The 13,243-nt window shown below is 52.7% G+C and carries 12 protein-coding genes; 11 read left to right on the top strand and 1 reads right to left on the bottom strand.

Going from position 1 to position 13,243, the window contains the following annotated elements:
• Positions 1-40 precede the first annotated feature (40 nt).
• Positions 41-472, bottom strand: coding sequence for a desulfoferrodoxin family protein (locus tag ACR64Q_RS10890; protein ID WP_026600872.1), 432 nt, complete (start codon positions 470-472; stop codon positions 41-43).
• 473 nt (positions 473-945) lie between these two features.
• Between ACR64Q_RS10890 and ACR64Q_RS10885 the strand changes: the two genes are divergently transcribed.
• The 11 genes from ACR64Q_RS10885 to ACR64Q_RS10835 all read left to right on the top strand — a co-directional run bounded on the left by ACR64Q_RS10885 (position 946) and on the right by ACR64Q_RS10835 (position 13,132).
• On the top strand, positions 946-1,602 hold the full coding sequence (locus tag ACR64Q_RS10885; protein WP_026146760.1) for a thiopurine S-methyltransferase: 657 nt from the start codon (positions 946-948) through the stop codon (positions 1,600-1,602).
• A gap of 552 nt (positions 1,603-2,154) precedes the next feature.
• Positions 2,155-2,394 (top strand): cytochrome oxidase putative small subunit CydP, encoded by a 240-nt coding sequence (gene cydP / locus ACR64Q_RS10880; RefSeq protein WP_313734686.1) that lies wholly within the window; start codon positions 2,155-2,157, stop codon positions 2,392-2,394.
• Complete coding sequence (locus ACR64Q_RS10875; RefSeq protein WP_313734685.1) at positions 2,384-3,940, top strand: cytochrome ubiquinol oxidase subunit I; 1,557 nt, start codon at positions 2,384-2,386, stop codon at positions 3,938-3,940. The genes cydP and ACR64Q_RS10875 overlap by 11 nt, the downstream gene beginning before the upstream one ends.
• A gap of 24 nt (positions 3,941-3,964) precedes the next feature.
• Positions 3,965-5,104, top strand: coding sequence for a cytochrome d ubiquinol oxidase subunit II (gene cydB, locus ACR64Q_RS10870; protein WP_313734683.1), 1,140 nt, complete (start codon positions 3,965-3,967; stop codon positions 5,102-5,104).
• 11 nt (positions 5,105-5,115) lie between these two features.
• Positions 5,116-5,268, top strand: a complete 153-nt coding sequence (gene cydX / locus ACR64Q_RS10865) for a cytochrome bd-I oxidase subunit CydX (RefSeq protein ID WP_313734682.1) — start codon at positions 5,116-5,118, stop codon at positions 5,266-5,268.
• Positions 5,268-5,480, top strand: a complete 213-nt coding sequence (locus tag ACR64Q_RS10860; RefSeq protein ID WP_313734680.1) for a YgaP family membrane protein — start codon at positions 5,268-5,270, stop codon at positions 5,478-5,480. Before cydX ends, ACR64Q_RS10860 begins: the two co-directional genes overlap by 1 nt.
• 42 nt (positions 5,481-5,522) lie before the next feature.
• Entirely contained in the window at positions 5,523-6,794 is a 1,272-nt protein-coding gene (locus tag ACR64Q_RS10855) for an NAD(P)/FAD-dependent oxidoreductase (RefSeq protein ID WP_313734679.1), read from the top strand.
• 123 nt (positions 6,795-6,917) lie between these two features.
• Positions 6,918-8,255 (top strand): TolC family protein, encoded by a 1,338-nt coding sequence (locus ACR64Q_RS10850; protein WP_313734678.1) that lies wholly within the window; start codon positions 6,918-6,920, stop codon positions 8,253-8,255.
• 7 nt (positions 8,256-8,262) lie between these two features.
• A complete protein-coding gene (locus tag ACR64Q_RS10845) occupies positions 8,263-9,363 on the top strand; it encodes an efflux RND transporter periplasmic adaptor subunit (RefSeq protein WP_313734677.1) in 1,101 nt (366 codons plus the stop codon).
• Positions 9,360-12,635 (top strand): efflux RND transporter permease subunit, encoded by a 3,276-nt coding sequence (locus tag ACR64Q_RS10840; protein WP_313734675.1) that lies wholly within the window; start codon positions 9,360-9,362, stop codon positions 12,633-12,635. The genes ACR64Q_RS10845 and ACR64Q_RS10840 overlap by 4 nt, the downstream gene beginning before the upstream one ends.
• Positions 12,636-12,733: 98 nt before the next feature.
• The gene (locus ACR64Q_RS10835) at positions 12,734-13,132 is read left to right on the top strand and encodes a cupin domain-containing protein (RefSeq protein WP_313734674.1); all 399 of its coding nucleotides are present in this window, start codon (positions 12,734-12,736) and stop codon (positions 13,130-13,132) included.
• Positions 13,133-13,243 lie beyond the last annotated feature (111 nt).

Below are 13,243 nucleotides of genomic sequence, written 5' to 3'. Positions count from 1 at the left end.
GAAATTCGCGATAACTTCCCTGTCATCGCTGGTGAACTTTTTAGACTTCGGCGCTGCTCAACCAAAGATCGTGCTTGTTGCACTGGCTTAATGCGTAGACCGTGCCTGAGTATCCCGCCAGACTGAATTCGGAAATGGCTGCCGGATCTTTGCTGGGATCAAACATCCGCTCGTTCAGGAATTTGTAGTCTTTATCCAGCAGTACATGTTTGATAATGTAATGTTCATAGCCTTTCATTTCGTGCGGCGTCGTGATTTTGACGGTGGCTTTGCCGTCGGCTTTAACGACTTCAATTACCGGCAGGTGCGTCGCGGCTTTGCCGGCCCAGCGGCCTTGCGCATCCTTGGTGTAAAACACATCGCCCGGCGGTGTAGGTTGTTTACCGGCTTCCGCGGCTTGGGCCAGGCTTGGCGCAATGGCGCTAATCGCCGCACCGGCGGCACTCAATCGAATAAAATCGCGACGTTCCATAAAAATTCCTTGTGATGGGTTAAAAATTGTCTACTGCTGAGTTAAGCCGGCATGACTTGCTCGGCAGCGTGTGCTGAACCGGTTTTTCTTATCCTGCCAATGCAGAAGAAACGTTCGCAACGGCTCCGGTTCGCCTGACCGCGCGACGCATCGAAATGTATCACGATTTGTTAGATCTACGTCCATGGGTTCTTGCGTCGGCTTATAGTTATTAAGGGCGAGTTAATAACGTCCACGAATAAATCCGAATGGCTGGCGACCAAGGTATTGGCGGGTCAAGGTGGCTTTTTAACCGGTGAAACGCTATACGAAACTCAGTATCGACAAGCAGCGCCAGCGGACATGAAGGGCTGATTGCTATCAGCTTCGCCATTGCCGAAAAATACGCTTTTTCGCTACTAATAATGCCGAGCAGCAAACCGGCAAGTCAAATAGAATGGCTATTCGTGCAAAATCAAATGAGAGGGCAGGCTATGGATCATGATTTCTGGCATCAGCGTTGGCAGCAGAACCAAATCGGTTTTCATAAGCATGAGTTCAACCCCATTCTTCAAACGCATTGGCCGCGCTTGTCTATCCCAGAAAAAGCGCGGGTGTTTGTACCGCTGTGCGGGAAGAGTAAGGACTTACTTTGGCTATTAGCCATGGGTTATCAGGTGGTGGGTGTGGAATTAAGTCCGCTGGCTGTCGAGTCGTTTTTCGCCGATAACAATTTGCAACCGACCGTGCGGCGCCAAGGCGATTTTTGGGTCAGCGAGGTGGACGGTTTGCAGATTTTCTGCGGAGATTTTTTTGCATTGCAAACTGCCGACGTCGGCGAGTTTGACGCGGTTTACGATAGGGCGGCGCTGGTGGCCTTGCCGCCGGATATGCGCATCGATTACGTCATGAAACTGTCCTCGCTGTTGCCGACCAACGTGCAAATGTTGCTGATAGCGTTCGATTATCCCCAGCACGAAATGCCGGGACCGCCGTTTAGCGTGCAAGCCGACGAAGTTGAGCGTTTATATAGCCACTGGTGTGAAGTGGAATTGCTGACCAGCGACGATGCCTTGGCGACCGAGCTGCATTTTAAAGAGCGCGGCTTAACTAAAATGGTAGAGCAAACCTATAAACTTTTGGTTCGGTGATAGAAGAATTACCGAATTGCCAGTCACAGATTATCAAGCCGGCCCGTAAGTACTCTTTGCCGTATCGAAGGGAGCACCCGCTTGGGCTTCGATGGGCTCAGCCCGAACGGAATAGCAGTGACAAATAGGGCCGGCTTGATAACCGCTAAATTTCCTGGATTCGTCGTTCCCGCGACGGCCTGAATCCCTTTAAACCCGGCAGACTCCGGCGCACCTGGGGGCGGCGGCATTTAGGGAGTCGGGTTAAATAAGCGGGAGGCTGTTGCAGAATCGGCGCGCCACGTTTCATTTTCGTTTCAATTTCCTAAATAGTGTTTCAATGTTTCATTGTGAAACATCTTTTTGCGCCTGTCGATAGTGATCGGCTCTTATCTACCTTGATTAATGGGAGAAATTACGCTTGGCACGCAAATTGATATAAAAATATTATTGATTAATTATATTTGTGAGCCGCGTATGTTTTTCGGTCAATTCTCAGAAACTGATACCTCGAGCGCTGGAATGACGACTCCTGTGAATTTAAGGGGCCGGCCAATAAATCAGGAGGCGGCTATGAAAGATACCGCCCATTCGGCTTTACCGAAATCCAGCTTGCTGCGCTGGGAAATAGCCGTAGCACTGCTGATAAAAGTCATCCTGCTCACCGGCCTGTGGTTTCTGATCTTCCGCTGGCAAGAGCGCCCCGCAATTAAACCTGACATCGCCGCGCACTTTGCCTTGCCTGCCGCGCCAGTCCACATAAATACTGATTTTTCTTCACAACCCACCCAGGAGTCTCGCCATGTTCGGTGACGATATAGTCATGCTGTCACGCATGCAGTTCGGGCTAACCGCGCTGTATCATTTCCTCTTTGTGCCCTTGACCCTGGGCATGACCTTTATCCTCGGCATCATGGAGTCGGTCTACGTAATGACCGGTAAAGAGGTGTACAAGGATATGGTCAAGTTTTGGGGCAAGTTGTTTGGCATCAACTTTGCCATGGGCGTCACCACCGGTTTGACGCTAGAGTTTCAGTTCGGCACCAACTGGGCTTACTACTCGCATTACGTCGGCGACATTTTTGGGCCTTTGTTGGCTGCGGAAGGCTGGATGGCGTTCTTCCTGGAATCGACCTTTGTAGGTTTGTTCTTTTTCGGTTGGGATAGACTCAGCAAAGTCCAGCATCTCACTGTGACTTGGTTGCTAGCGGTTGGAACCAGCTTATCGGCATTATGGATTCTGATTGCCAACGGTTGGATGCAGCATCCGGTGGGTGCTGAGTTTAACTACGAAACCCTGCGTATGGAGATGACCAGCTTTGCTGACGTGTTCTTCAACCCGGTCGCTCAGGTCAAGTTCGTGCATACGGTCGCGGCGGGCTATGTCACGGGTTCCATGTTTGTGCTGGGGATTAGTTCCTGGTACTTGCTGAACAAACGCGATATCGGTTTTGCCAGACGATCTTTCTCAATTGCCTCAGCCTTTGGTTTGGCCTCTATCTTATCGGTCATCGTCTTGGGCGATGAAAGCGGCTACACCTCCGGCGAAACCCAAAAAATGAAGTTGGCAGCTATTGAAGCAGAATGGGATACCCACCCGGCCCCCGCAGGTTTTACCGTGTTTGGTTTGCCCGATCAAGACAATCAGAAAACCGATATGGCGCTTAAAGTCCCTTACGTGCTGGGCCTGATCGCTACCCGCTCCATCAACGAGGAGGTCAAAGGTCTTAAAGATTTGCGCGAAGATAGTGTACTGCGTGTCGAAAGCGGCATGGTGGCTTACGACAATCTGCAAAAGCTGCGCGCCGGCGACAACAGTCCCAGCGTCAAACAGCACTTTGCCGACCACAAAGCCGACCTGGGCTACGGCTTATTGCTGAAAAAATACACTGACAAGGTAATCGATGCCGACGCAGCGACCATCCAAAAAGCCGCCAACGACACCATTCCCAAAGTAGCGCCGCTATTCTGGACCTTCCGCATCATGGTGGCCTGCGGTTTTATCATGCTGTTCATCTTTGCGATGACGTTTTACTACTGCGCCACCCGGGTTGCCGACCAGAAACGTTGGCTGTTGCGCATGGCGGTCTGGTGCATCCCCTTACCCTGGATCGCCGCCGAGACCGGTTGGTTCGTCGCCGAAGTCGGTCGCCAACCCTGGACCATCTCCGGTGTATTGCCCACCCACATGAGCGTATCCAGCCTCAGCGCCGGGCAGCTCTGGTTCAGTATCGGCGGCTTTGCTTTGTTCTATACGATATTGCTGATCATCGAGATGTATCTGATGTTGAAGTATGTCCGCCTCGGGCCCAGCAGTTTGCATACCGGGCGTTATTGCTTCGAACCCCAACCTGCCTAATCCATTCGTCAACAGGAGTTCATTATGTTTGATTATGAAACCATCCGCCTGATTTGGTGGGTTTTTATCGGTGTCGTCGGCATTGCGTTCGCATTGACCGAAGGCTTTGATTTCGGAGTTGGCACCTTGCTGCCTTTTATCGGTAAATCCGACGTGGAGCGCAGGGTGATTATCAACACCGTCGGCGCCACATGGGAAGGTAATCAGGTTTGGCTGGTGCTGTTGGGCGGTGCGATATTTGCGATTTGGCCGGCAGTGTATGCCACGTTGTTCTCCGGGTTATACGTGGCGATGCTATTGGTGTTGTTTTCCTTGTTCTTTCGTCCGGCCGCGTTCGATTACCGTAGCAAGATCGAAGATCCGCGCTGGCGCAACAGTTGGGATTGGAGCCTGTTCATCGGCAGCACCTTGCCGCCGGTTCTGCTCGGCGTATTAGTAGGCAATTTGATTCTAGGCCTGCCATTTCATTTCGACCAAGATCTGCGCTCGTTTTACGACGGTTCGTTTTGGGGGTTGCTGAGTCCGTTTGCCTTGTTATGCGGCGTGACCGGGCTGTTGCTCACGACCTTTCATGGCGCATTGTTTCTGAAGTGGCGTAGTGAGAGCGTGATTCACGACCGCGCCGTGAACACGGTCAAAGCCTTGGGGCCTATGTTATTAGTCGCGTTAACAGCGGTAACACTTTGGGTCTTTGTTGGTATTGATCGTCCGGAAATTACCCAAATGGCGGCTACCGACGCGCCATCCAACCCGCTGCATAAAACCGTGATTGCTCATGGCGCAAACTGGTTGCAGCATTTCATGACTTATCCCTGGATGTGGCTGGCACCGCTGACCGCATTTGCGGGTATAGCGCTGGCTTGGTTGTTAGGCAAGGGTGAATCCAGGATGGGGGCATTTGTACTCAGTAGCCTGGGCATCACCGGTGTGGCGCTGACGGTCGGGTTTGGTTTGTTTCCCTTCCTGCTGATCTCGTCTACCGCGCCCGGTTCCAGTCTGACTTTGTGGGACGGTACTTCCAGTCATAACACTTTGTTGCTGGGGTTTTGGATCACCATCATCTTTCTGCCTATCGTCCTGCTCTACACCCGTTTTGTGTACCGGGTGATGTGGGGTAGCGTCACCGAAGCCGCTGTTCTTAAAGACAGCCACACACTTTATTAAGGAGACACATCATGTGGTATTTCGCTTGGATACTCGGCGTCGGTTTCGCGGCGTCCTTTGCCATCATCAACGCTATGTGGCTGGAATCGGTGTGTGACATCGATCATCACGGCATCGATCAATCTTGCGAGACTCTGGCGCAACGCAGTAAGGAGAGATTGTGATGACTACAGACCGTATTGTCCGAATCGTCGCCGGCTTATTTGTGCTGCTGTCGCTGAGTCTGGGCGTTGAAGGCAGTCCGTTGTTTCAATCCGGCAATTGGCTTTGGTTTACCGCATTCGTCGGGGCCAATTTGTTTCAAAGCGGTTTTACCCGATTCTGCCCGCTGGAAATGATTCTTAAAAAATTGGGCATCAAAGAAAGCTGCCAATAACAGCGGCAAAAAAATAATTATCTTTCAATTAGGAGTAGTCTCATGGCAAAAATCGTAATCGTAGGTGCGGGCATCGGCGGTATCCCGATGGCATTGGAAATGAAGGAAAACGCTCGGAAGGAAGACGAGGTAGTGGTGATCGCCGATACGCCGACTTTTCACTTTGTGCCCTCCAATCCCTGGGTAGCGGTCAACTGGCGCAAGCCGGAAGACATCAAGGTGGAATTGGCACCCATGTTCAAGAAAAAGAAGATCGGCTTTATCCAACAAAAAGTCACCTGTTTTCACCCGGAAAACAATCAAGTGGAATTGGCCGATGGCTCGCAAGTCGATTACGATTTTTTAGTGATCGCCACCGGTCCGAAACTGGCCTTTGACGAAGTGCCGGGCTTGGGGCCCAACGGCCACACCCAATCGGTGTGCCATGTCGATCATGCCGGCGAATCCGGTGAATTTTGGGACAAGTTTGTCGAAGATCCGGGTCCGATTATTGTCGGTGCCGCCCAAGGAGCGTCTTGCTTCGGCCCGGCTTACGAATACATGTTCATCGCCGAAACCGACCTGCGTCAACGTAAAATCCGCGATAAAGTGAAAATGACATATGTCACCTCCGAGCCTTATGTCGGCCATTTGGGCTTGGGCGGCGTGGGCGACACCAAGGGCATGTTAGAAGCCGAGATGCGCAGTAAACACATTAACTGGATCTGCAATGCCAAAATCGACAAGATCGAAGCCGGCATGATGTATGTCACCGAAGTCGATGAAAACGGTCAGGAGAAAAAGAAACACGAGTTGCCGTTCAAGCACAGTATGATTCTGCCGGCCTTTAAAGGTGTCGATGCCTTGACCGGTATTGACAAGCTCGTTAATCCACGCGGTTTTGTGATTGTTGACGAGAATCAACGCAACCCCACCTTCAAAAATATATATTCCATTGGTGTTTGCATTGCTATTCCGCCGCTGGAGCAAACCCCGGTGCCGACCGGCACGCCCAAGACCGGTTACATGATCGAGTCGATGGTCACCGCTACCGCGCACAATATTCGTGCGGAACTGGATGGCAAGCAACCTAAAGAAAAAGGTACCTGGAATGCACTTTGTTTGGCGGACTTTGGCGATTCGGGCGTGGCATTCCTGGCCATGCCGCAAATTCCGCCGCGTAACGTGCAGTGGGCTTCAAGCGGTAAATGGGTGCATTTAGCTAAAATTGGTTATGAAAAATACTTTATGCGCAAAGTTCGCAAGGGTATCAGCGAGCCTTACTACGAAAAATTGACCTTAAAAATGTTTGGCATTATGCGTCTGAAAGGCTGACACTGGTTTATGCAGCGCTGGTATGGAATGACAAACAGTGTTGTTTCGTTGGTCTACCAATGGAACGACGTGTCCAAACTTCCATACCACCCCAATTTGCCCTAACTGAATGCAGATTACTCAATGACATATCGAACTTTTTGGCGGCAGGTCTTCGTGCTGATGCTGGTTATAGATACGGCCTTCGCCGACGCTGAACCCAGTCAGTACAGCCTAGAGCAGGCCATTGACACCGCCCTGGCAAATAATCCGGAGCTCGGCATCATGCAAGCTCGCATCGAGCAGGCCAATGCGCAATTGGGTGAGTCTTTGGCCAGTTTTTACCCGCAGATTAAAGCCAGCTTGTCTTATCAACACAGCGACAATCCGGCCCAGGCCTTTGCGATGATCATTGCCCAGCGCCGGCTCAGCTTTACGGGCAACGACTTCAATCATCCCGGCGGCGTGGATAACTATCGGCCACAAGTGACAGCGACGTACTCGTTGTTTCGCGGTGGTCAGGATTACTACCGCAAACAGGCGGCGGAACTGGGTATCGAAACCTCGGAATTGGAAAAGGCCGCGACCCGCAATCAGTTGGTGAATAACGTCACCGCGGCCTATTACGGGGAGTTGGCGGCAATGGAAGCGCATGAGATTAGTCGGCGCTCCATCACAGCAGTGCAAAGCGAGCTGGATCAGTCGCGGATTCGCTTCGATGCCGGCACCGTATTGAAGTCCGACGTACTGTCCTTGGAAGTGCAGTTAGCGGAAGCCAAGGATGCGGAAATCCAAGCCGCTAATGCTATTGAGTTGGCGCAGAGTATGTTGAAAACCTTGTTGGGTTTGCCCGCTAACGAACCCTTTGTTATTAATTCAACTCAACAAGCCGCGTTACCCGCTAGTCCGGCGGTGTTCGACGAATTACTGAATCAGGCGCTCAGCAGTCATCCTGAACTACAAGCTGCCCAGAAGCGCGTGGCGATGGCCGAACGTCAGCTTGATGTCGCGCAAGCCGCCCACTTACCCCGCGCCGACGCCTTTGTCAGCTATGGTTCTGACAGCAAAGATCTGGCCTTCAGCAGCAATCGCGATAACGTCACCGCCGGCGTGATGGTGGAAGTGGATGTGTTTTCCGGCTTTGCGACACAAGAAAAAATCAAGAAAGCGGAGCACGAATTAACCGCCGCGCAAGAGGCTGCCAGGCAGACCCGGTTACGCATTGAACATCAGCTGAAATCGGCGCAAGTCAAACTACAGGACGCTCTGAGTCGCGCCGAAGTTAGCGCTGTGGCGGTTAAGGCTGCGGAAGAAGCGCTGCGTTTAGTCAATGAGCAGCGCCAAGCCGGGGTGGTAACCGTGACTCGCTACATCGAAGCCGAAGTAGCGCGCGACAAGGCGTATACCCGACAAATCACCGCACGTTTCGATGCCTTGCGGGCCGAAGCGGAACTGAAACAAGCCACCGGTTACTGGCAATAAAGGAGTCATGATGACCGAACATTTTTCTGAATCAAATTTGCCGAGATGGCTTATTCCTGCGGCAGCGATCACGGCGTTGTTGCTGGTGATTTTATTTGCCCTGGGTATCTTGGGCGGCGGGGAAAAGACCGAACCCGGTAACACGGATCTGCCTGAGAGCAGCTTACCCGCCGGTGCACAAACCTTAAAAGTAGGCACACAGACTGCGGAGAACAATTTGTCTTGGCAGGGCGTTGTCAAATCCCGCTTGGCCGCCAAAATTGCCCCAAAATTAAATGCGCGCATTCTGGAAATAGCCGTCAATCCGGGTGACAAAGTTAAACAAGGCCAAGTAATCGCCCGTCTCGATGATCGCGATCTGCGGGCGGCTTACAATGCTGCCAGCGCGGGGCAGGCGGCGGCCCAAGCCCAGGCGGCCCAGGCCAATGCCGAAGAAAAACGTATTATCGACCTTTTTAACAAGCAAGCGGCCACCCGCCAAAATTATGAAGCAGTGCTGGCGCAAGCGCAAAGTGCCAGAGCCACGGCCAATCAAGCGGCCAGTTCCGCGCAACAAAGCAAAGTGATGCTCGGTGAAAACGTACTCTATGCACCGTTCGACGGAGTAGTGGGCGAGCGTTTGCAAGAGCCGGGCGACATGGGCTTGCCCAATCAAGCCATTGTCACCTTGCACAAACCCGATGACTTGCGTCTGGAAGCATCGATTGCCAGTCACTGCGCCGCAGCCATTAAGTTAGGCATGGAAGTAAAAGTGCGCTTCGACACGCCGCAGCAAACGCTGGCGGCGACGGTCGATGAAATAGCGCCGGAAATCGATCCGCAAACCCGCACCCTGGCAGTAAAAGTTAAATTACCCAACATGCCTGGTTTGCAACACGGCCAATTCGGCTGGCTGGAACTGGCTTGTGCCAGCGCGCAGCAGGCCGTGATGATCCCGTCAGCAGCTATTTTGCATTACGGGCAGTTGCAAGCCGTCAAAGTGTTGGACGGACAAAGACTGCTTACCCGACATATTCGCACCGGTAAGCAGTATGGCGATCAGGTCGAAATACTCTCCGGACTGCGCGCTGGCGAAACTATCTTGAGTAACGCTGGGTTGGGGCAATGAGCGAGTTGAACAAAACCACGGAAGCGAAAAAAGACAGCCTAACGGTTGCCATCGTCCGCTTATTCACCACCTCGCATTTATCGCTGCTGTTTTTATTGATTTCCCTTTTGGCGGGAGCGGCGGCGCTGACTTTGACGCCACGCGAGGAAGATCCGCAAATCATCGTGCCGGTGATGGATGTGTTCGTGCATTATCCGGGAGCCAGCAGCGAAGAAGTGGAAAAGCGCGTGACCACGCCGCTGGAAGTATTACTAAAGCAGATCCAGGGGGTGGAATACGTCTATTCGGCCTCCCGGCCCGGCGAGTCGCTGGTGACGGTGCGCTATCGGGTGGGCGAGAGTATCGAAGACAGTTTGATCAAAACCCGCGATAAGCTGCAAGCCAATCTGGACGTCATCCCGCCCGGTGTCAGCGATTGGGTAGTCAAACCGGTGGAAATTGATGACGTGCCGATCTTGCTATTGAGCCTGTCTATGCCTAAGGGGAACGAAGACATCATGGCGGTGCGCCGCATCGCCGAGGAACTGATCGAGCGGTTGCGCGCCATCGACGACGTCGGCAAAAGTTGGGTCATCGGCGCGGCGCCGCGCCAGATTTCGGTATATCCCGATCCCGCCAAGTTGCAAGGCAGCGGCCTCAGCCTGCCGCAAATACAACAAGCTTTGGTGCAGAGTAATGTCAATCTGCCGGCTGGGCGTTTGAATCAAAATAACAGCGAAATCCTGCTGGAAGCCGGGCCGCACTATGAAACGCCGGAGCAGATCGGGGCGACGGTCTTGAAAAACGTCGCCGGCCGTCTGGTGTATTTGCGCGATGTGGCGCAGATAGTCGATGGCCCGCAAGACACCGACTATTACACCCGCATTGGCTTCGGTCCCGGTGTGGAGCAAATGCAGACGGTAGGGCACAAAGGCGGTTCTCTACCGATGGTCGGTGAAGAGCGGCAAATGGCTACCATCGCCATCGCCAAACGCCGCGGCAGCAACGCCGTCGGCGTGGCCGAACAGGTGTTGGAACTGACCGAACAATTGCACGGCACGCTGATTCCGGATGGAGTGCTGGTGACAGTCACCCGCAACTACGGCGAAACCGCCGATCACAAAGTCAATGAGTTAGTGATGCATCTGAGCATCGCGATTCTGACCATTATTGTTCTATTGGCGCTGGCGCTGGGTTTCAAGGAATCGCTGATCGTCTCGTTGGCGGTGCCGATGACGTTTGCGATTACTTTGCTGTGCGATTTGATCTTTGGTTACACCATCAACCGCGTAACGCTGTTTGCGCTGATTTTATCCTTGGGTTTGCTGGTCGATGACCCGATTGTCGATGTTGAGAACATTCATCGCCACTACAAAATGCGCAAAGAGCCACCGTTACAAGCCTTGCTGACAGCGGTCGACGAAATTCGTCCACCGACCATCCTGGCAACCTTCGCGGTGATCATGTCCTTCGTACCGATGTTTTTTATAACCGGGATGATGGGACCGTATATGGCACCCATGGCCTTTAACGTGCCGATAGCCATGTTAATGTCCTTGCTGATCGCCTTCACGGTGACGCCCTGGGCCAGCTACAAATTATTGAAAGGCGATTACGGTAAAGATCACGGACCGGAATTTCGGCTACAGGAATCCCGAGGTTTCAAATTGTATCAAGCCATCATGGGGCCGCTACTGAGCCACAAATCCAAAGCCTTGTGGTTTTTGCTGGCGGTGTTTGTGGCATTTGTACTGTCCACGCTGATGGCGGTGACGCGAGTGGTGCCATTGAAATTGCTGCCGTTTGATAATAAAAACGAGCTGCAATTGGTGATTGATATGCCGCGCGGTTCGTCCTTGGAAGCCACCAATGAAGTCGCCACGGCCCTGGGTCAATATCTGGCCACGGTAAACGAAGTTAGTAGTTATCAAACCTATGTCGGTTTGGCATCGCCCATGGATTTTAATGGCTTGGTGCGGCATTACTATTTACGCCAGGGTGCCTATGTCGGCGACCTGCGCATCATTCTGGTGGATAAAGCTCGCCGCGCGCAACAATCCCACGCGATTGCCTTGCGGATGCGTCCCGACATCGAACGGATCGGCCAAAAATACGGCGCCAACCTAAAGATTGTGGAAATGCCGCCGGGGCCGCCGGTGCTTTCCAGTGTGGTTGCGGAAATCTACGGGCCGCCGGAAGCCGGTTATCAGGATTTGGTGAGCGTGTCCAAACTGGTCCGTGAACATTTGCAAACGACCGAGGGCGTGGTGGATGTGGACGATTACGTGCAAGCGCCGCAAGACCAATGGCAATTTGTGTTGAACCAGGACAAAGCTGCGCTATTGGGTATTACTAATCAGCAGGTGGCCAGCAGTTTGAAACTGGCGGTAGAAGGTGGTGTAGCCGGTACTTTGCATATCGCCAGCGAACGGCAACCCTTGCTGATCACGTTGCAATATCCCAGAGCGGCGCGTTCCTCGGAACCCGATTTATTAAACCTGTCGGTGAAATCGGCGAAAGGCGATTTGATCCGCTTAAGCGAGATCGGGCGGTTCAGCCACGAAATAGCCGATCAAACCATCTATCACAAAAACTTACGCCAGGTGTCGTATGTGCTAGCTGAAATGGCCGGACGCAGCCCGGTGGAAGCGGTGTGGGACTTGCAGGACGCTTTGGAGCAACAGCCACTGCCGCCCGGTTACAGCGCGGAAATGGCCGGGGAGGGCGAATGGAAAATCACTGTCGATGTATTCCGCGACCTGGGCTTGGCATTCGCGGCGGCGATGGTGATGATCTATATCCTGTTGGTGGGACAGACCGGCTCTTTGGGTGTGCCGCTGATCATGATGATTGCCATTCCCCTGACGGTGATCGGCATCATGCCGGGCTTTTGGTTTATCAACCTATTTGCGTCCGATGTCGGGCAATATGCGGATCCCGTGTATTTCACCGCCACGGCCATGATCGGCATGATTGCTTTGGCCGGCATCGTGGTGCGCAACTCCATCATCTTGATCGATTTTATCGAGAACATTTATCGCGGTAATCCGGATATCAGTTTGGCCGACGCCATCATCGAAGCCGGCGCCACTCGTTTAAATCCGATCTTTTTGACAGCGGCTTCGGCGGTATTAGGCTCGGTGATGATCGTCCTCGATCCCATCTTTTCGGGTCTGGCCTGGAGCTTCATCTTCGGGATTATTGCGTCCACCTTATTTTCGTTGGTGGTGATTCCTTTGGTGTATTTCTTGATCAACCGCGAAATGCCCAAGCAAGTACAAGCCGAAGACTAGCTTCTTAGCGCCCGCCACGCCAATTCAGCGGGCGCGGTAACTAGCGTTTTTGTATACTCGTTACCTATCACCCATCCCTTAGCTTTGAGGCCACCCTTATGAAACAATCAAACCGCGTTTGCTACTTACTTTCTGTGTTGGGATTATTGACGTGCCTGTCGCCGCTAGTGCAAGCCGACGAGTCCGCCAGCAAATTCTCCCGGGAATTGTTAATGACCAAGCCGGTGACTTTACCCAGTAAAGAAGTCGAGAGCCATGTACTGCGGGTGCGCTTCCCCAAAGGCTATAAAACCCCAACGCATACTCACGAAGGGCCCGGCCCCAGATATGTGGTAATGGGGAAGCTGAAAGTTGTCGATGACGGCCAAACCAAAGTCTATAGCCAAGGCGAAGTGTTCTGGGAAACCGGCGCGGAAATGACCGTGGAAAACGTCGGCAAAGGCGAGGCGGAAATTATTATATTTGAGCTTGCGGCGGGAAAGCCTGCTAAGCATTAAAGCCTCAACGAATTAAGCTCACTTTGTTTGCTGGCTGATGGTTTTTCTTTTTTCATCAGCCAGCAACGTTTTTCTAAGCCGTTAGAAAAGAAAAACTAACACCACCATGTG

It is taken from the genome of Methylomonas sp. 2F7, from assembly GCF_057126975.1.
Note: the sequence above shows the minus strand (reverse complement) of the source record. Positions and strands in the feature narration are given on the sequence as shown.